Origin of the sequence: Flavobacterium sp. 140616W15 (assembly GCF_003668995.1) — a bacterium.
Classification (GTDB): domain Bacteria; phylum Bacteroidota; class Bacteroidia; order Flavobacteriales; family Flavobacteriaceae; genus Flavobacterium.
In genome coordinates, this window is record NZ_CP033068.1 from 246,684 (window position 1) to 266,440 (window position 19,757).

The window sequence follows — 19,757 nt, forward strand, 5'->3', positions numbered from 1 at the left end:
ATTCTGAGTTTATTTTTTTTTGATAGTGTCACCTTCAAATTCGATGATGTAAATGTCTTCACTATCTTTTTTCATAAAGTACTTTTCTCTAGCATATTTCTCAATCTGCTCAGGGTTTTTAAGTTCTTTTATTTGTTCCTGATCTTTTTTTATTTCTTCTTGATAATAGGTTTTATTGTCTTGTAACTCATTTATTTGATTATCGAGAAAGCGATGGTCAAAATAGGAGTAGTTATCTAAAAAAACCATCCAGATTATAAAAAACAATAAGACCCAAACGTATTTGTTGCTTAGGAATTTAAACCAAGATTTGTCTTTATATGGATTTTTCATTTTTTATTTTTTAGCCCCGGTAGAGTCGATATCCTTTGTGAGGAACGAACAAAGATAAAGGCGAAAACGGGATTAGCTCCTAATCATTAATGCAATAAATTTACAATAAAATTATAGAATACGTTGCGTAATTACTGCACGAACTACATCTATTGCTACAGTGTTGTATTTGTCGTTTGGAATTATGATGTCTGCAAAAGCTTTAGTAGGTTCTATAAATTGCTCATGCATAGGTTTTAACGTGTTTTGGTAGCGTGTTAAAACTTCGTCTAAATCACGTCCACGTTCTGCGATATCACGCTTTAAACGTCTGATAAGTCTTTCGTCTGAATCGGCATGAACGTATACTTTAATGTCAAAAAGATCTCTAAGTTCTGGGTTTGTAAGAATTAAGATTCCTTCTACAATCATTACTTTTCTTGGGTGTGTGCTAATTGTATCGTCGGTTCTGTTATGAGTTATAAAAGAATAAACAGGCTGGTCGATAGTTTTTCCTTCTTTAAGGTCTTTTAAATGGCTTACTAATAAATCGAAATCTATCGCACGTGGATGATCAAAATTAATTAGAGCTCTTTCATCAAAAGATAGATTTTTATTTTCTTTGTAATACGAATCCTGAGAGATTACGCCCACTTCAGCATGAGGTAATTCATTCATGATTTGATGTACTACGGTTGTTTTCCCGCTTCCTGTTCCGCCTGCAATTCCAATAATGAGCATAAAAATGTTGTTATAATTTGAAGCGGCAAAAATAATAATTAATACGGATTTGTCATTAGATAAAATTTTTAAAATTGCATATAGTTTTTATCTTGTTTTTTGATGGATTTTATAAAAATAAAAGGCTTCAATTACAGTGTAATTGAAGCCTTTTGTGCAATCAGTAATTTGTTTAAATACCTGACTTTAGTAAGCACTTATTATTTGTTTTTCTTTGCCTTTATCATCATTTCAAGCTGATCCCAAAGTTCTTCAGGAATTGCTTCTAATAAATTAAATTGTCCAGCACCTTTTAACCATTCTCCACCATCAATAACAATTACTTCACCATTTACATAGGCTGAGAAATCAGAAACTAAATAGGCTGCTAAATTGGCTAATTCTTGGTGATCTCCTACACGCTTCAATGGCACTTTCTTTGACATGTCAAATTTTTCTGCCAGATCTCCAGGAAGTAATCTGTCCCAAGCTCCTTTTGTTGGGAATGGACCTGGAGCAATTGCATTAGTGCGTATTCCGTATTTTGCCCACTCAACGGCAAGACTTCTCGTCATGGCAAGAACACCTGCTTTTGCAGTTGCACTTGGTACCACATAAGCTGAACCTGTCCAAGCATAAGTAGTTACAATATTTAAAACCGTTGCAGCTGTTTGTTTGGTGTCGATCCAGTGTTTTCCAAAAGCAAGAGTACAGTTTTTAGAACCTTTTAATACGATATCGATAACAGTGTCAAAAGCATTAGCAGATAATCTTTCGGTTGGTGAAATGAAATTTCCAGCAGCGTTGTTTAGTAAAACATCTACTTTGCCAAAAGCTTTTAAAACTTCTTGTAGCATGTTTTCTACTTCTTCATAATGACGTACATCACATTGCAAGGGCAGGCAGGTTCCACCAGTTTGTGCCTCAAGTTCTGTTGCTGTGTTTTTTAGTTTTTCTAAATCTCTCGACGTGATAGCTACTTTTGCACCTAATTCTAAAAAGTATTTGGTCATTGCTTTTCCTAGGCCACTTCCTCCACCGGTTACCACTATTACTTTGCCTTGCAAGGCATCGTCTCTTAACATTTTATCTGTATAACTCATGTTTTTTTAAGTTTAAAAGGTAAATATATGAATTTAATAGTATGCATGCATAATATATATGTTAATTTTAGTTTGTGCTAAATGCTACATAATCGTTTGGCAGCTGCTTCTAGTGTAGTATTGTCTTTGGCGAAACAAAAACGGATTAATTTTAAATCTTTTCCATTAGCATAGAAAGTTGAAATAGGTATTGCGGCTACTCCGTATTCTGTAATTAATTTTTTGCAAAAAGTAACATCATCTTCATCGGAAATTGACTTATATGATGCGACCTGAAAATAAGTTCCTTCGCAAGCTTTTAATTCGAATCGGCTTTTTTCTAGTAGTTTTTTTAAGTAATCTCTTTTCTCTTGATAGAATTCGCCAAGTTTGGTTACATCAACAATATCTAGATATTCGCTTATGGCTACTTGAGAAATGCTGTTTACGCTAAAAACTAAAAATTGATGTACTTTTTTAATCTCTATCATTAAGTGTTCTGGTGCTACTACATATCCAATCTTCCATCCTGTAATATGAAATGATTTTCCAAAAGAAGAAATCATGATACAACGATTAAGGAGTTCTTGGCGGGTATGTGCTGAGATGTGTTTTTCTTCAAAAGTGATGTATTCATATACTTCATCAGATAAGACTAATAGATCGGGGTATTTTTCGAGGATTTTTTCTAATCTTATAAAGTCCGCTTCTGCTAAAATTTTCCCTGTCGGGTTATGCGGATTATTGATAATTATCATTCGGGTTTTTGCCGAGCAAGCCTTTTCTATAATTTCCCAATTTGGTGTATAATCATCGTTTAAGGGAACTCGTACAGAATGTGCATTGCACAATAATACAGGAGCTTCATAGCAGTCATAACTCGGATCGAGAATTATTACTTCATCGTTTGCTTTAATTAATGCTAATATGGTGGTGAAAATACCTTGTGTAGCCCCAGCAGTTACTAAGATTTCGGTTTCTGGTTGAACTACCCGTTTGTATGAATCTAGAACAAGTTTGGCTATTTTGGTTAATAGCGGTGGGTAACCTGACATGGGTGTATATTGGTGAACATTCTCGGTTGCGAGACGTTTTACAATACTAGTTAGTCGTTCGTCAACTGGAAAATTTGGAAATCCTTGCGATAGATTAATTGCATTGTGTTCGTTTGCCATTTTAGACATAACGGTAAAAATACTTGTGCTAATCTGTGGAAGTTTGCTCATAAAAATCTATAATTGCTTTCATAAAGATAGCTTTTTTATGATAATTTGAATTTCTTTTATGAAATCAATATTTTTTTCTAAAAAGAGAATTTGTGATTTGTTAGTTTATAGCAATTGGCAAAGTATAAACTACTCTTACGGGGTTGTTTTTTATTTTTGCGGGTGTCCATTTTGGAGATATTTTTAAAACCTGTATAGCTTCAGCTCTATGGTCCATGTCTCCTAAAACTTTAATATCGCTTAATGTTCTATCTTTTTCTATTACAAAGCCTATATGTATTCTTCCTGTTATTTCTGTTTTTGGATTTTTATAGTTCTCTTTTATAAAACGTTCAAGTGCTTCCGCGCCTCCTGGGAATTCTGATTTTATGTCAGCACGTTCATTGTAATAGATGTGATTTTACTATAATATACAGTTTGTTTCGGGATAGTTTTATCAACTAGACCTACTGTAAGAACAAGAAGGTCGTCTTCTTTAGTAGCTTGAGAAAATATATTTTGTATAAAGCAAATCAAAATGAGGATTAAAAAAATCTTCATAGATGATATGGTTATGCGATTTGATTACATTTTGTGGATAATGAAAATCGTTGGGCGATTGTGTAAATCTACTTTTATTTTTTTCCAATCAGAAACACGCATCGTTTTGATAAACTCGGTTGGTAGAGTAATATCTGTAGCAATACAAAGATGCGTTGCGGGATTTAATATTTGTAAAATATCTTCGACTAATTTATTGTTTCTGTATGGAGTTTCAATAAAAAGCTGTGATTGATTTTTATCCTGGGATAACTTTTCAAAATACTTTAATGCTGATTTTTTTTCGTCTTTATCAATAGGTAAGTAGCCATTGAAAGTAAAGCTTTGTCCGTTCATTCCAGAAGCCATCATGGCTAGTAAAATTGAAGAAGGGCCCACTAGCGGCACCACCTGAATTCCTTTTTCATGTGCTAGCTTTACAATTACAGCACCTGGATCGGCAACGCCAGGGCAACCAGCTTCGCTCATTAGCCCAACGTTTTTACCTTCTAATAGAGGTTTTATGAAGTCTAAATGTTCGCTTGGTTCTGTGCGTTTATTTAGCGCAAAAAGTATTAGTTCGGATTGTTTTTTTTCGGGAGAAACTGCTTTTATTGACTTTCGTGCAGTTTTTTCGTTTTCAACAATATAATGATCAATGAAATCAATGCTTCTCTTTATTGTTTGTGGTAAGACATCCATAGGATCGCTTTCGCCTAAGGTTGTCGGAATCAAATAAAGTTTACCTAATAAAGAAGTGGGTTTCATGTGTTTTATTTTTTTGTTTTATACAGCCGAATTTGGATTTTGATGTTTGGCTATTAGTTTTTTTGCAATCACTTCAGAAACTTGGTCTAGCATTTCGTAAACTGAGTCAAATCCGTTTGGTTTTCCATAATAAGGGTCTGGAACATCAACATTTTCGGAAGGGAATAATTCGTTTAGAATAAGTTGAACTTTGTCTTTTTGTTCTTGGTTTTTTGTCAATGTAACCACGTCATCATAATTAGAATTATCCATGACGTAGATGTAATCGAAAATATCAAAATCAGAAGTTTTGAATTGTCTTCCTTTTTGGTTGGAAATATTTAATCCATTTTTTTTTGCTATGGCAATAGAGCGTTCGTCGGGAGCGCTACCAACATACCAAGAACCTGTACCCGCCGAATCAACTAAAAAATCATCTTTAGGTAATTTTGAGGCTAATATGCCTTCGGCTAATGGTGATCTGCAAATATTACCCAAGCAGACCATTAAGATTTTTATGGGCATGTTGCGTTTATAGCGTTAGTTTTTTATTGATATCTTCGACAAATTTTTTGAATTGTTTGTCTGTAGAGACTAAGTTGTCAACAGTTTTACAAGCATGTAATACAGTTGCGTGATCACGATCACCAATTTGTGAGCCAATATTTGCTAAAGATGCTTTGGTGAATTTCTTTGCAAAAAACATAGCTAATTGTCTTGCTTGAACAACGTGCCTCTTTCTAGTTTTAGATTGAAGTGTTTCGATGTCTAGCTGGAAATAATCAGATACAATTTTTTGAATGTAATCAATAGAAATTTCTCTTTTTACATTTTTAACGAATTTTTCGACTACACTTTTAGCCAGTTCAATTGTTACTTCTTTTTTGTTGAAAGAAGATTGCGCAATTAATGAAATAATTGCTCCTTCTAGTTCACGTACATTAGATTTAATGTTGCGTGCTACATATTCGATAATATCTTCTGGAATTTCAACTCCATCACGATACAAAATGTTTTTCAAGATAGAAATTCTTGTTTCGTAATCTGGTTGATGTAATTCAGCAGATAATCCCCATTTAAAACGTGATAATAAACGTTGTTCAATGTCTTGCATGTCTACAGGAGCTTTGTCAGAAGTCAAAATTACCTGTTTTCCGTTTTGATGTAAGTAATTAAAAATATGAAAGAAAACGTCTTGAGTACCTGATTTTCCAGATAAGAACTGAACGTCGTCAATAATTAAAACATCGATTAACTGATAAAAGTGAATGAAATCATTACGATTGTTCTTCTTTACCGAGTCAATATATTGTTGTGTGAAAATTTCGGCAGAAATATATAAAACCGTTTTTTCTGGATATTTGTCTTTTACTTCAACGCCAATTGCGTGAGCTAAGTGTGTTTTACCTAAACCTACGCCACCAAAAATCAATAAAGGATTAAATGATGTTCCTCCAGGTTTGTTGGCAACAGCCATACCTGCAGAACGAGCTAATCGGTTAGAATCTCCTTCAAGGAAATTGTCAAAGCTATAATTTGGGTTTAATTGAGACTCAATTTTTAAATTACGTATTCCAGGAATTACAAAAGGATTTTTTAATTCAGGATTTAAGTTTTTAAACGGAGCATCAACGTCTTGAGGTTTCATTGGACCTCTATTAGCACTTGGTAACTGTTCCGTAAACGGTTGTTTGTTACCATAAGTGTTTTCCATTTTAATTTTATAGAGTAACTTTGCATTTTTCCCCAGTTCTTTGGTAAGGGCAACTTTAAGTAATTTTACATAGTGCTCTTCCAACCATTCGTAGAAAAATTTACTTGGGACTTGAATATATAATGCGTTGTCGGTTAGCTCAACTGATTTGATTGGCTCAAACCAAGTTTTGTACGCCTGATCTTGAATGTTGTCTTTTATGAAAGACAAACAGTTTTCCCATACCGATTGTGCAGTTTTAGTCATAGATTCAATTAAATTTATGTGTATTGATAATATTAGTCTTATAAAAACGAGGTTGGATATTTGTCATTTTTTAAGATAACAAATATGTGAACAAATTTCGTTAAAAAAAAATATTTTGGATGGTAATTTTATAAAATATTATTGTAAGGCATGCTGTAAAATGTAAAATTTTTTTTAATAAATATATAATGAAAAATCATCAAACTCAAGTGCGTGTTCGTTACTCAGAAACGGATCAAATGGGAGTCGTTTATCACGGGAATTATATTCCCTATTTTGAAATAGGTCGAGTGGAATGGCTTAGAAATAAAGGGGTTTCGTATAAAAGCATGGAAGAAAGCGGTATTGCTTTGCCGATCGTTTCTATGAATATTAATTATAAAAAATCCGCACGATATGATGAATTATTAACAGTGCATACAACATTTAAAAGTCAGACTTCTGTTAAGATAGAATTTGATTGCGCAATCTATAATGAATCAAATGAGTTATTAACAACTGCTGTGTTTATTTTGGTATTTGTATCTCTAAAAACAGGTCGTCCAATGGCTCCTCCGAGCTACATTTTGGAGCTTCTTAAAAACATTGATAATTGCTAATATTTGGCTTAAATGAGGGCGGTTTCAGCAAGGTTTTATATCTATTTCAAACATTGAATCAAAAATGTCGAATACCATTTCGGCATTTTTTTTGCGTATTTGAACCGTTATCTTACCAATTGGCAGGCCTGAAACCTCGTTTATTTCCATTTCTTGGGATATAATTTCTAATTTTTTTTCTTTAATTACGCGCATTACTTTGTTCATGTTTTTGTAATCAAACGATATTAAAAACTGAACATCAATCGTTTTTTCGACAATTTCACAAACTTCTAATGTCATTTGTGCTGTTGTTCGGTACGCTGCAATTAAACCTCCAACACCTAATTTGATTCCTCCATATATACGTACAATAACAATAATAACGTTTGTGACGCCAAAAGATTGTATTTGTCCATAAATAGGCATTCCTGCAGTATTGCTCGGTTCTCCATCGTCATTGGCTCTGTAGCTTATAGTAGGTTCAATTCCTAATTGATAGGCATAGCAATAATGTACAGCACTTGGATGTTGTTTTTTTAAAGTTTCGATAATGGGTTTAACTTCTTCTTCGGATGTTATTGGGTAAGCATAGCCAAAGAACTTGCTGCTTTTTTCTTTGTACAAGACTTCTTCCGAAGGGTAAGCTATTGTTTGGTAAGTATCTTTGATTTCCAAGATTGTTTTTTAAATTATTTTTTTGTCAAATAAATCTACGACATCTTCTTTTCCTACTTGTAGGTTCCAGACCTGAAGGCCTAATTCGGCTGCGGCATTGGTGTTTTCGATTTTGTCGTCAACAAACAACGTTCGTTTTGGGGATAGCTCGTGTTTGTTTATAATGTAGTTGTAGGCTTCGTGATTTGGTTTTCTCATTCCAATTTCGAACGAAAAATACACTTTTTCAAAACATTGGTAGAAATCACTGTAAAAGGAAACTCCAGTTCTGTGTTCGAATGTTTTAATATGAATTGAATCGGTGTTGCTTAATAAGAACAGCCTGTATTTTTCAGAAAGCATTTGAAGGAATTCTAATCGGTATAAAGGGAAATCAAGTAAGATTGCATTCCAGGCATTGAGAATATCTTTTGTTGAAGCATTTGGGATTTCTTTTTGAAATCCGGCTATAAATTCTTCTGGTGTGATATTGCCTGTTTCGAATTTAATATTCAATTGATCTAAATTTTTATTCCATTCAGATAGGCCAAGTTTTTTTAACCCATCAATTGTGGCTTGTTTGTCTAGGTTGATAAAAATATCCCCAAAATCAAAAATGATAGTGTCAATCATGGTTTCTAACTTGTATTAATTCGTCTTTGCCAATGTGTGTTGTTTCTGATTTTTTACTAGCAACTTTAGGAGCTTTAGTGCCTTTTGTAAAGTAAGTATTTCCAACAAAAAAACGCCCTTCATCCCAAAGATTAGTGTCAATAAAGGTTTGTAAAGTTTGCAGTCCGCCTTCAATAATAATCGATTGAATTTGGTGTTGGTACAAAACTGCAAGTATTTGCGGGATTATATTTTCTTTAAAATCAATTACTTCAAAGATAAGGTTTTCTTTTTCAATGGCAATTTTGATTTTTGTAAATACGATAGTTTTAACATCGTTGCTAAAAATATGACTGTCTTGTGGAATGCGATTGTTCTGGTCTAAAATTATCCGAACAGGGTTGTTTCCTGCCCAATCACGAGTGTTTAATTTTGGGTTGTCATCGATTACGGTTTGTGTTCCTACTAAAATGGCTTGTTCCTCACTTCGCCATTTGTGTACTAGCTGTCTGGAGTATGTGTTTGTAATCCAGATGGGTTCTCTTTTTGCGATTGTATTGTTGTCTTTTTCTGGAGCTAAAAATCCATCTTTGGATACTGCCCATTTTAAGATTATATACGGTCTTTTTTGTTGGTGAAATGTAAAGAAACGCTTGTTTAGTTCGTTACATTCGTCCTCTAAGACTCCAATAACAACTTTTTTTCCAGCTTCAAGGAGTTTTTTAATTCCTTTACCTGCAACTTTTTCGTTTGGATCAACTGTTCCAACTACTACATTTGGAATCTCATGTGTGATAATTAAATCGCAGCAAGGAGGTGTTTTTCCAAAATGGCTGCAGGGTTCCAAGCTTACGTAAATAGTTGCTTTTTTTAGTAACGATTTATCTTTTACGGAGTTTATAGCGTTTACTTCGGCATGAGGCTCGCCGGCTTTTTTATGCCAGCCTTCTCCTATAATCGTATCATTATAAACAATTACACTACCAACCATGGGGTTTGGGTATGTAGTTCCTAAGCCATTTTTGGCAAGCTGAATGCAGCGTTTTATGTATTTTTCATGTATATTCACAATGCAAAAGTAGTTATTTTTGAGTTTATGATTTAGTTTTGAAACTATCTAAAATAACAATAAAGTATATTTACTTTTGTGTTTAAATAAGGCAGAATACGAAGAAATGGAAAATTTGATTATCAGAAAAATAATAAAAGAAGACAATCAGGCTGTGGCACAATTAATAAGAGCAGTTTTTGATGAGTTGAATATCCCGAAAGTAGGAACGGCATATGAAGATCCGTATTTAGACTTTATGTTTGAAGAATATAATAAGCCCAAATCAGTTTATTATGTGGTTGAAAACAATGGTAAAATCGTAGGATGTGCAGGAATTGCTCCTTTAGCGAATGAAGTACCAGTAATTTGTGAGTTGCAAAAGATGTATTTCTTGCCTGAAACTCGTGGCTTAGGAATAGGAAGTAAAATGATGGACAAATGTTTGGAGAGTGCTAAAAAATTTGGTTTTGAAAATTGTTATATCGAAACAATGCCTTTTATGCATGCGGCCCAAAAATTATATAAAAAATCAGGTTTTGAATATCTTGATGCTCCAATGGGGAGCACGGGTCATACTTCATGCCCAGTATGGATGTTGAAAAAACTATAAGCGTATGAAAAAATTAGTTGTTGGAATTGTTTTAATTTCAATCCTATTGTCGTGTAAAGATTCTAAAGAAGTAAAAATAGAAAAAACTGTTGGAGTTAGTGAAAAACCAATTGTAAAAGATTCTGTTCAAAAAGAAGAAGAAGTTTCGGATGGAGATTTAAAAAATGACTTTGATATTTTGTTACCTAGAAGTTATAGAAGTTATGAAGGTGAAAATCCTGCTGCTTCTTTAACTAAAGCATGGATTGATTTATATGAACAGAATGGGGAGTATTATTTAGGGAAGGCAGATTATAAAACAGAAAAAGGATTCGATGAATGTTCTGGAGATTCTTTAATATCAATTATTCCTAAAAACAAATCAATTATTTTTATGGATTATCCTAGTTTGAAATTAGGGAAAATACAGTCTTTAAAAATTAATAAAGACAAAATATGGCCAACCGAAAAAGTAACTTATATATTTAATAATATCAATTATACTTTGCGTGCCGAAGGCAAAGTGCTTTCTTCTGAAATAGTTTCTACAGATGATAACAAAGAAGAGGTTTTTAAGAAGGTCGAAAACTATAAGCTTTATCTAACTGCGGGGAATACTTCGGAAAAATTACTTTTAACAGAGCAGTCATTTAACGATACATTTGTAGTGTTGCTTTTTGTTGGAGATATTGATGGTGATGGAAAATTAGACTTTGTTTTTAGTGCAAATAGGGATTATGAAGAGGAACGAGTAATTTTGTTTCTTTCATCAAAAGCAAAAAGTGGAGAAGCGATGAAAAGAGTTTCTGAAGTTGCAGTGCAATTTGATTGCTAATTAAGGGCTGCTTTTTAATAACAAATATAAAAATGAAAATAAAACAATACAGAACGCAATTTATTCAAGAGCTTTCAGGGATTTACGATGTTCTGGAAGTGGAGAGTTTTTTCTATTTAATTTTAGAAGAGAAACGAAATCTTAAGCAAATAGATTTGGCTTTAAATCCAGATTTGTCTTTTTCAGACGAAGAGATTAAGGATTGGAATATTCTCGTTACTGAATTAAAAAAGGAAATCCCAATTCAATATTTGTTAGGGAAGACTAATTTCTACGGATTGGATTTTGAGGTAAATCCCAATGTTTTGATTCCGCGACCAGAGACAGAAGAGTTGGTGGAGTGGATCATATCTAATCATCTTGCAACTCAAAAAAACAAAAGTTTAAAAATTTTAGATATAGGTACAGGAAGTGGTTGTATTGCAATTTCGTTGGCTAAGAATCTTTCTGAGGCTCAGGTTTTTGCGATTGATGTTTCAGAAGGAGCTTTGGCTACAGCCAAAAGGAATGCTATTTCTAATGACGTTTCGGTTACTTTTTTGCATCGAAATATTCTGGAAACTGATGATTTAATGCAGGAATTTGATGTTATTGTATCGAATCCGCCTTATGTTCGAAATTTAGAAAAAGAGGAAATTAAGAAGAATGTTTTAGATAATGAGCCTCATTTGGCGCTTTTTGTAGCCGATAATAATGCATTGATTTTTTACAGAAAAATAGCAGAATTGGCACAGAAAAATTTAGTAAAAAATGGAAGCCTTTATTTTGAAATCAATCAATATTTAGGCAAAGAAACAGCTGAGTTGCTCGAGAATTTAGGCTTTAAAAACATCGAATTGCGCAAGGATATTTATGATAATGATAGGATGATTTTTTGTGTGAAATAAATTTTTTGTTTTGTGAAAAGTGAAAAGTAAAATGAGAGTTTCCTCCAAGGTTTTCTGTAACCTTGGAAGAAATACTACGACTGTAAACTGAATTATTCGTAGCGTAAAGCTTCGATAGGGTCAAGTTTGGATGCTTTTATTGCTGGATATAATCCTGACACAATGGTAACTACAAAACTGGTGCTGAAAGCAGCGAAAATTGCCATCCAAGGAATTACGAATACAAATTTCATTGCAGATGCAAATGCAAAACCAACCAGGATTCCTAGAATAATTCCGATTAAACCACCTAATTGTCCTATGAGTAAGGTTTCGATAAAGAATTGTACGGCAACCGTCGACTTTTTAGCTCCCAAAGCTTTACGAACACCGATTTCGCGGGTACGCTCTGTTACCGATACGATCATGATATTCATTAAAGCAATCGATGAACCTAAAATAGTAATGATACTAATAGCCCATGCTGCTAAGCCAAGGTATTGTGTGATACTGAGGATGCGATTGATAAGATCATCGCTTCGTACTACGCCAAAATTATTATCGCGTATGGGGCTTAATTTTCGAACGCGACGCATGGTACTTGTTGCATTATCGATAGCTTGATCTAGTAATTCTTTTTTAGAAACCATTACGCTTATCGTATAATTTATGTTTGGTGCTGTAAATAAAGAACGGGCTACTTGTATCGGAATTAGTACGCGTAAATCCTGACTGTTTCCAAATGTGGATCCTTTTTCTTTTAATACGCCAATAACTTTAAATCGTGCGCCACGAATAGAAATAATTTTATCAATTGGATTTACGTCTTTTAATAATCCTTTCATGAAATCAGAGCCTAATATACATACGTAAGTATTGTTCTCGATATCAAACTGATTGAAGGTTCTACCTATGCTAGTTTCTAAGCCTGAGTTACCAATAAAGTGCTCGTCGACACCTAGAACTTTAATTTCGGGATCGGTTTTAGTGGATAGGTATTTTACTTCGGCGGTAGAAGTTGCTGTAAATGAAAGCGATGTTTCGGTAAATGGGTATTTGAATTTGTTTTTGAAAGCGACAGCTTCGGGATACGAAATGATAGGGTTTATAATTTCTCTTTCGTTTCCACCACGATTTCTAACTTCGTTTTCGTATTGATTAATATTGAAGGTATTTGCTCCCATAGAAGCAAAATCGGTAGAAATGGTATTTTCTAAAGCCGAAACTACGGTTAGAATTCCAACTAAAGCAGTGATGCCGATTGCAATAATTAAAACGGTAAGAATCGTTCGTAATAATTGAGTTCGGATCGAACCAAATGCAATTCGGATATTTTCTTTGAATAATTTTAGCATCATACTAGTTTGTCACGAAAATACAATTTTTGTTACAAGTTTGTTTTAGAAGAGTCATTATTTATTTTAAAATTGAGATATTTGCATTCGATTTACAATTCTGAGAAATCTGAAACTATAAGTCTAAAATTTAAAATACCAAATTAAATGGCATCAAAACCTAGTATTCCTAAAGGAACCAGAGATTTTTCACCAACCGAGGTGGCAAAGCGTCAATATATTATTCAAATTATAAGAAGTAATTTCGAGAAATTTGGTTTTCAACCAATAGAAACGCCTTCATTTGAAAATTCGGAAACCTTAATGGGTAAATATGGCGAAGAAGGTGATCGCTTGATTTTTAAAATATTGAATTCAGGTGACTATTTGTCTAAAGCAAACGAAGCGCATTTAGAAGCAAAAGACAGTACGAAATTAACTTCTAGTATTTCTGAAAAAGCCTTACGTTATGATTTAACTGTTCCTTTTGCAAGATATGTGGTACAGCACCAAAACGAAATTGAATTTCCTTTTAAAAGGTATCAGATTCAGCCAGTTTGGCGTGCAGATCGTCCGCAGAAAGGACGTTTTAGAGAATTTTTCCAGTGTGATGCCGATGTTGTTGGTTCAAAATCATTGTGGCAGGAAGTAGAGTTGGTACAATTATATGATACTGTTTTTACTTCTTTGGGGTTAAGCGGTGTAACAATAAAAATTAACAACCGAAAAATATTATCTGGAATTGCAGAAGTTATTGGAGCTTCGGATAAATTAATTGATTTCACAGTTGCATTAGATAAGCTTGATAAAATAGGTGAAGATGGTGTGAAAAAAGAAATGATGGAGAAAGGAATTTCGGAAGAAGCCCTTGTAAAAGTGCAACCATTATTTAGTTTTACAGGAACTATTTCAGATAAAATTAATCAGCTTTCTGATTTATTAGCTTCTTCAGAAGAAGGGATGAAAGGAGTAGAGGAATTGCGATTTATATGTGACAATGTTTCTAGTTTAGGGTTGTCTACTGCAATCTTAGATTTGGATGTTACTCTTGCTCGTGGCCTCAACTATTACACAGGAGCAATTTTTGAAGTTGGTGCGCCAAAAACGGTTGCAATGGGATCTATTGGCGGTGGCGGAAGATACGATGATTTAACTGGTATTTTTGGATTGAAAAATATGAGTGGTGTTGGAATATCTTTTGGATTAGATCGTATTTATTTAGTGTTAGAGGAGTTGCAATTGTTTCCTGAAACTGTTACAGCAACTTCAAAAGCTTTGTTTATAAACTATGGTGATAAAGAAGCATTTTATGCGCTAAAAGCCATTCAGGAATTAAGAAAAGAAGATATTAAAGTTGAATTATATCCTGAGAATGTAAAGGTAGGAAAACAGTTTCAGCATGCGGATAAACGTGCAATTCCTTTTGCGGTTATTGTTGGTGATGTAGAAATGGAATCAAATTTGTATTCGCTTAAAAATTTGCTAACAGGCGAACAAGTTTCGGTTGATTTAGAGGGATTAAAGAAAGCATTATTGGTATAAGAGTTTAACCGCAAAGTGCGCTAAGATTTAATTTTACTCACGCATAGAAAACACAAAGTTCGCAAAGCTAGATCAATACAAAGCTTTGTGAACTTTGTGTTTTTATAAAACTATATTTTTAAAAACTTGATGGTCTTTGCGGTTATTTCACAAAGTTTTTGTTTTGATTAAAGAATGTAAAATCCACAAAGTTCTGGAGGTGATTGTGTTAGTGGATTGTTGGGATTTATTAGCTTAAATCTTTTCAAATTTGCGTGAAATAATTGGTGAGAAAGAAAAAAAAGCGTTTAATTTGCGGCTCTAGTTACGGGCGTAGTTCAAGGGTAGAATAGCGGTCTCCAAAACCGTTGATGGGGGTTCGAATCCCTCCGCCCGTGCAATTACTTTGACAGAGGCTTTCAGTTAGAAGGTGTAAAAAAAGCAAAAAAAAGCTTCGTCTATTAGGCGAAGCTTTTTTTATTATAGTAAAGTTGAATTAATAATTTATTATAAAAGCCGAAGGCTAACCTTTGATTCAATTTTAATAGATAATAATAACGATTTTGTTATTACCTCAAATGTATTTAATCCTGAAGGTAATTCTCTTAAAATTATATTAATTTTTTGAGAATATCATTGCTTTAGATGGATTAAATAGTGGCTGAATAAAATGAATATTTGTCAAAAGATGACAATTTGACATTTTATAAGATTTGGCAGTACTTTTGCAATCCATAGAAAAGAATAAAAAATGAAGTTTAAGAATATTTTTAAAAATAAAAGTAATATGACTACGGAGAATACAGAAATCGATCAAGAAATAGATGACGTAACGTTAGAGAATAATGCCAATGGCGAACAAATTATTATTGAGGAATTAAGTGTAGAAGAACAATTAGCTCAAGACTTAGCCAAAGAAAAAGATAAATTCTTGAGATTGTTTGCTGAGTTTGAAAATTACAAAAAAAGAACTTCAAAAGAAAGAATGGATTTGTTTAAAACCGCTAATCAAGAGGTGTTGTTAGCAATGCTTCCTGTATTAGATGATTTTGACAGAGCAATGGTTGAAATCAGCAAATCTAATGATGAAACATTGACTAAAGGAGTTGAGCTAATTCACGAAAAACTAAAAAGCACTTTAGTTGCTAAAGGTTTAGAGCAAATTGAAGTGAGAGCAGGAGATGCATTTAATGCAGATTATGCAGAAGCTATTACTCAAATTCCAGCACCTTCAGATAAATTGAAGGGTAAAATCGTTGATGTTATAGAAAAAGGATACAAATTAGGAGACAAAATTATTCGTTTTCCTAAAGTTGTCGTTGGAAACTAAAATAACAAATTATAAATCCCAAATCCCAAATAGATAGTTTTGAATTTTCAGAATTGAGTTATTTATTGGGTTTTGTTTTTTGGAATTTAAACAATTATGAAAAAAGATTTTTACGAAATATTAGGCATTTCAAAAAATGCGGATGCTGCTGAGATTAAAAAAGCGTACCGTAAATGTGCGTTAAAATATCATCCGGATAAAAATCCGGATAATAAAGAGGCAGAAGAGAACTTCAAATTGGCTGCAGAAGCATATGAAGTTTTAAGCGACCCTAATAAAAAAGCCAAATACGACCAATACGGACACCAAGCCTTTGATGGTTCAGGTGGTTTTGGAGGTGGTGGACATGGTGGCATGAATATGGATGACATATTCAGTCAGTTTGGCGACATCTTCGGAGGCGGATTTGGTGGTTTCGGAGGAGGCGGTGGCGGAGGCCCTCGTCGTACTAAAGGAAGTAATCTTAGAATTAAAGTTAAATTAACTTTAGAAGAGATTGCAAATGGTGTTGAGAAAAAAGTAAAAGTAAAACGTAAGGTTCAAGCCAAAGGGGTTACTTATAAAACATGTTCTACATGTAATGGTCAAGGGCAGGTAATGCGTGTGACTAATACTATTTTAGGTAGAATGCAATCCGCTTCGACTTGTCCAAGTTGTGGAGGTTCTGGTCAGATTTTAGATAAAAAACCTGCCAATGCAGATTCGCAAGGAATGGTTCAGGAAGATGAAACTGTATCAATCAAAATTCCTGCAGGAGTTGTTGATGGAATGCAGTTAAAAGTTTCTGGTAAAGGAAACGATGCGCCAGGAAATAGCGTACCAGGTGATTTAATTGTTGCAATTGAAGAACTTGAGCACGAATTACTGAAGCGTGAAGGAGAAAATTTACATTACGATTTATATATAAGTTTTCCAGAAGCTGTTTTAGGTATCTCAAAAGATATTGAAGCTATTAACGGAAAAGTACGAATTAAATTAGAAGAAGGAATTCAATCTGGGAAAATTCTGAGATTGAAAGGAAAAGGAATTCCAAGTATCAATGGATACGGAAATGGAGATTTATTAGTGCATGTAAATGTTTGGACACCAAAAACATTAAGCAAAGAGCAAAAACAGTTCTTTGAAAATGCTTTGAATGACGAACATTTTACTCCGCATCCTGAGAAAACGGATAAATCATTTTTTGAAAAAGTAAAAGATATGTTTTCATAAACAATCTTAATCTTTTGTAAAACGTTATAATTAATTTACAACCCGTCTTAAACTTTGTTTAAGACGGGTTTTTTTTTGTAACAATATGAAGTATTCGCTACTAATTATTTACTTTTACACACGCGAGGCCAAAAAGGCCATATTGATTTAGTAAATCCAAAAAAAAAGCATGAGCAACTTACTCGAAGTACATAATGTCGTAAAACAATACGGTGATTATGTTGCGCTTAATGAAGTTTCATTAAATGTTCCTAAAGGTAGTATTTACGGACTGTTAGGGCCCAATGGAGCAGGAAAAACATCACTTATACGAATTATAAATCAGATTACTTATCCAGATAGTGGACAGGTGATTCTTGATGGCGAAAAATTAGACCCAAAACATGTTCAACATATTGGATACCTTCCTGAAGAAAGAGGTTTGTATAGTTCTATGAAAGTAGGAGAGCAATGTTTGTATTTGGCTCAGATGAAAGGATTGTCTAAAGCCGAAGCTAAAAAACAATTGGAATATTGGTTTGATAGATTAGAGATACAAGGATGGTGGAACAAAAAAGTTCAGGAATTGTCAAAAGGAATGGCACAGAAAATCCAATTTGTAGTTTGTGTATTGCATAAACCAAAATTGTTGATTTTTGATGAGCCATTTTCAGGTTTTGATCCAGTTAATGCCAATGTCATAAAAGATGAAATTTTGGCATTAAAAGAACAAGGGGCAACAATTATTTTTCGACACACCGAATGGAAAGTGTAGAAGAACTTTGTGATCATATTGCTTTGATTCATAAATCGAATAAACTGATTGAAGGAAAATTGGTTGATGTAAAAAGACAATTTAAGACAAATAGTTTTGAGGTTGGTATATTGACAAATAACGTCGAAGGTTTGATGTATGATATTACACAAAAATTCACTGTTTTGCCTGCAAATTTTAAATCATTAGGAGATGAATTAAAACTAGAAATTCAAATAAATAACGCTACTCCAAATGAATTATTGAATATATTGACACAACGCGGACAAGTGACACATTTTGTTGAGAAAATTCCAAGTGTAAACGATATTTTTATTCAAACAGTAACGAAATAGATTGTTAGACTTGCTTAGATTTTTGGACTACTTAGGTTAATCTTAAAATCTAATAAGCCCAAGAAAGTCTAGAGAAATCAAAAAATGAATAATCAAATAATCTAAGCAAGTCTAAGTAGTCTAAAAATCTAACAATCTAAAATAAAAAATGAGTATTATATCATTAATTATAAAAAGAGAATTTATTTCTAAAGTTCGTAATAAGTCATTTGTTGTAATGACTTTTTTAAGTCCGCTATTGTTTGTTGGGATAGCAGCTTTTATCGGATATTTAAGTTCTATGAAAGCTGAAACAAAACGTATTGCAATTCATGACGAAACGGGTTTGTTTGCTTCACAGTTTACAAAGCAGAATGCGAAAAATATTGAGTTCAGATATCTTGATTTATCAAAAGTGCCATTACAATCACTAAAAGATAGTATTGCTAAAGAAAGTTTAGATGGATTGCTTTTGATTCCTAAAACGGATAAGATAAAAGATTTAGAAGGTCGGATTGAATTTATATCAAATAATAGTCCAAGTATTTCTTTTATAGAAAACACACAAAATACAATTGCGGACGAGATTACGAGAATTAATTTTCAAGAAGCAGATTTAGATACATTAGCGATAAAAAATGCTCAGGCAAAAGTAAATATTCATCTTGCAAAAGCATCTGGAGAGGAAAGTTTAAAAGGATTAAATGAAATAAAAATTGCTATTGGAGGATCATTTGGCTACTTGATAATGATGTTTATTGTTATTTATGGTAATATGGTTATGCGAAGTGTAATCGAAGAAAAAACCAATAGAATTATCGAGATTATTATCTCATCAGTAAAACCTTTTCAGTTAATGATGGGTAAGATAATTGGAACTTCATTAGCAGGGTTATTACAGTTTTTAATTTGGGCAGTAATAGGATTTGCTTTAATGTTTGCTGCATCGGCATTTTTTGGTGTAAATGTTGGTCCAACCGCCAAGATTCCGCCAGAGTTAATGCATGCAGCTCAAAAGGAATTCATAGGAACGGCACAAATGTATATCAATGAATTATGGAATTTGCCAATTGCAAGTATCTTAATGGGATTCGTGGTTTATTTCATAGGAGGTTATTTTTTATATAGTTCGTTTTATGCCGCTATTGGGGCAGCGGTTGATAACCAAACCGATTCGCAGCAATTTCTTTTGCCTATTATTATGCCTTTGATTTTGAGCGTTTATATTGGTTTCTTTACTGTGGTGAATGACCCGCATGGGACTATTGCTGTAGTGTTTTCGATGATACCGTTAACCTCACCGATTGTTATGTTAATGCGACTTCCGTTTGGAGTGCCTTGGTGGCAAATAGTTATTTCAGTAACTTTATTGTTTGCTTCGTTTTTTGCAGTAGTTTGGTTTGCTGCCAAAATTTATCGCGTAGGAATATTGATGTATGGTAAGAAACCTACATGGAAAGAATTATATAGATGGCTTAAATATTAAAAAAGTAACAAAGGTACTGAGCGACAAAGGGACAAAGGTTTTAGGTTTTGTG

Annotated in this window: 20 protein-coding genes, 1 tRNA gene and 1 pseudogene; 10 read left to right on the forward strand and 12 right to left on the reverse strand. The window is 33.3% G+C overall.

Going from position 1 to position 19,757, the window contains the following annotated elements; all coding sequences use genetic code 11:
* Positions 1-9: 9 nt before the first annotated feature.
* The 8 genes from EAG11_RS01075 to dnaA all read right to left on the reverse strand — a co-directional run bounded on the left by EAG11_RS01075 (position 10) and on the right by dnaA (position 6,566).
* A complete protein-coding gene (locus EAG11_RS01075) occupies positions 10-333 on the reverse strand; it encodes a septum formation initiator family protein (RefSeq protein WP_129537487.1) in 324 nt (107 codons plus the stop codon).
* Between the two features lie 111 nt (positions 334-444).
* The gene (gene udk, locus EAG11_RS01080; RefSeq protein ID WP_129537488.1) at positions 445-1,053 is read right to left on the reverse strand and encodes a uridine kinase; all 609 of its coding nucleotides are present in this window, start codon (positions 1,051-1,053) and stop codon (positions 445-447) included.
* A gap of 200 nt (positions 1,054-1,253) precedes the next feature.
* A complete protein-coding gene (locus EAG11_RS01085) occupies positions 1,254-2,135 on the reverse strand; it encodes an SDR family oxidoreductase (RefSeq protein WP_164998639.1) in 882 nt (293 codons plus the stop codon).
* A 77-nt stretch (positions 2,136-2,212) separates the two neighbouring features.
* Positions 2,213-3,340, reverse strand: coding sequence for a methionine aminotransferase (locus EAG11_RS01090; protein ID WP_129537489.1), 1,128 nt, complete (start codon positions 3,338-3,340; stop codon positions 2,213-2,215).
* A 100-nt stretch (positions 3,341-3,440) separates the two neighbouring features.
* Positions 3,441-3,734: an energy transducer TonB gene (locus EAG11_RS22715; RefSeq protein ID WP_129537490.1), complete on the reverse strand. Its 294-nt coding sequence runs from the start codon at positions 3,732-3,734 to the stop codon at positions 3,441-3,443.
* 170 nt (positions 3,735-3,904) lie between these two features.
* The gene (locus tag EAG11_RS01100) at positions 3,905-4,627 is read right to left on the reverse strand and encodes an SAM-dependent methyltransferase (RefSeq protein WP_129537491.1); all 723 of its coding nucleotides are present in this window, start codon (positions 4,625-4,627) and stop codon (positions 3,905-3,907) included.
* 18 nt (positions 4,628-4,645) lie between these two features.
* On the reverse strand, positions 4,646-5,131 hold the full coding sequence (locus EAG11_RS01105) for a low molecular weight protein-tyrosine-phosphatase (protein ID WP_129537492.1): 486 nt from the start codon (positions 5,129-5,131) through the stop codon (positions 4,646-4,648).
* Between the two features lie 7 nt (positions 5,132-5,138).
* A complete protein-coding gene (gene dnaA, locus EAG11_RS01110) occupies positions 5,139-6,566 on the reverse strand; it encodes a chromosomal replication initiator protein DnaA (protein WP_039111581.1) in 1,428 nt (475 codons plus the stop codon).
* Positions 6,567-6,754: 188 nt separating this feature from the next.
* Here dnaA and EAG11_RS01115 point away from each other — a divergent pair, with 188 nt between their 5' ends.
* Entirely contained in the window at positions 6,755-7,165 is a 411-nt protein-coding gene (locus EAG11_RS01115) for a thioesterase family protein (RefSeq protein ID WP_129537493.1), read from the forward strand.
* 24 nt (positions 7,166-7,189) lie between these two features.
* Here the strand turns inward: EAG11_RS01115 and EAG11_RS01120 are convergent, their stop codons facing one another.
* From EAG11_RS01120 to ribD, 3 genes are read right to left on the reverse strand one after another with little or no spacing between them, the layout of a single operon-like run.
* Entirely contained in the window at positions 7,190-7,822 is a 633-nt protein-coding gene (locus EAG11_RS01120; protein ID WP_129537494.1) for a YigZ family protein, read from the reverse strand.
* A gap of 9 nt (positions 7,823-7,831) precedes the next feature.
* On the reverse strand, positions 7,832-8,434 hold the full coding sequence (locus EAG11_RS01125; RefSeq protein ID WP_129537495.1) for an HAD family phosphatase: 603 nt from the start codon (positions 8,432-8,434) through the stop codon (positions 7,832-7,834).
* Entirely contained in the window at positions 8,427-9,482 is a 1,056-nt protein-coding gene (gene ribD, locus EAG11_RS01130) for a bifunctional diaminohydroxyphosphoribosylaminopyrimidine deaminase/5-amino-6-(5-phosphoribosylamino)uracil reductase RibD (RefSeq protein WP_129537496.1), read from the reverse strand. Before ribD ends, EAG11_RS01125 begins: the two co-directional genes overlap by 8 nt.
* A gap of 106 nt (positions 9,483-9,588) precedes the next feature.
* Between ribD and EAG11_RS01135 the strand changes: the two genes are divergently transcribed.
* The 3 genes from EAG11_RS01135 to prmC are packed head-to-tail and all read left to right on the forward strand — an operon-like array spanning position 9,589 to position 11,775.
* Complete coding sequence (locus tag EAG11_RS01135) at positions 9,589-10,074, forward strand: GNAT family N-acetyltransferase (RefSeq protein ID WP_129537497.1); 486 nt, start codon at positions 9,589-9,591, stop codon at positions 10,072-10,074.
* Between the two features lie 4 nt (positions 10,075-10,078).
* Positions 10,079-10,888, forward strand: coding sequence for a hypothetical protein (locus EAG11_RS01140; RefSeq protein ID WP_129537498.1), 810 nt, complete (start codon positions 10,079-10,081; stop codon positions 10,886-10,888).
* A 32-nt stretch (positions 10,889-10,920) separates the two neighbouring features.
* Positions 10,921-11,775, forward strand: a complete 855-nt coding sequence (prmC, locus tag EAG11_RS01145; RefSeq protein ID WP_129537499.1) for a peptide chain release factor N(5)-glutamine methyltransferase — start codon at positions 10,921-10,923, stop codon at positions 11,773-11,775.
* A gap of 92 nt (positions 11,776-11,867) precedes the next feature.
* Here the strand turns inward: prmC and EAG11_RS01150 are convergent, their stop codons facing one another.
* On the reverse strand, positions 11,868-13,112 hold the full coding sequence (locus tag EAG11_RS01150; protein WP_164998640.1) for an ABC transporter permease: 1,245 nt from the start codon (positions 13,110-13,112) through the stop codon (positions 11,868-11,870).
* A gap of 144 nt (positions 13,113-13,256) precedes the next feature.
* Here EAG11_RS01150 and hisS point away from each other — a divergent pair, with 144 nt between their 5' ends.
* The 6 genes and pseudogenes from hisS to EAG11_RS01180 all read left to right on the forward strand — a co-directional run bounded on the left by hisS (position 13,257) and on the right by EAG11_RS01180 (position 19,705).
* Positions 13,257-14,630 carry a histidine--tRNA ligase gene (gene hisS / locus EAG11_RS01155; RefSeq protein WP_129537500.1) on the forward strand — a complete coding sequence of 458 codons (1,374 nt, stop codon included), beginning with the start codon at positions 13,257-13,259 and terminating at the stop codon, positions 14,628-14,630.
* Positions 14,631-14,936: 306 nt separating this feature from the next.
* Positions 14,937-15,007 (forward strand) — tRNA-Trp (locus tag EAG11_RS01160).
* A 353-nt stretch (positions 15,008-15,360) separates the two neighbouring features.
* Positions 15,361-15,939: a nucleotide exchange factor GrpE gene (locus tag EAG11_RS01165; RefSeq protein WP_129537501.1), complete on the forward strand. Its 579-nt coding sequence runs from the start codon at positions 15,361-15,363 to the stop codon at positions 15,937-15,939.
* A 96-nt stretch (positions 15,940-16,035) separates the two neighbouring features.
* Positions 16,036-17,151 carry a molecular chaperone DnaJ gene (dnaJ, locus tag EAG11_RS01170; protein WP_129537502.1) on the forward strand — a complete coding sequence of 372 codons (1,116 nt, stop codon included), beginning with the start codon at positions 16,036-16,038 and terminating at the stop codon, positions 17,149-17,151.
* Positions 17,152-17,320: 169 nt separating this feature from the next.
* Positions 17,321-18,240, forward strand: a pseudogene (locus tag EAG11_RS01175) (ABC transporter ATP-binding protein).
* Positions 18,241-18,388: 148 nt separating this feature from the next.
* Positions 18,389-19,705 (forward strand): ABC transporter permease, encoded by a 1,317-nt coding sequence (locus tag EAG11_RS01180; RefSeq protein WP_129537503.1) that lies wholly within the window; start codon positions 18,389-18,391, stop codon positions 19,703-19,705.
* Positions 19,706-19,757 lie beyond the last annotated feature (52 nt).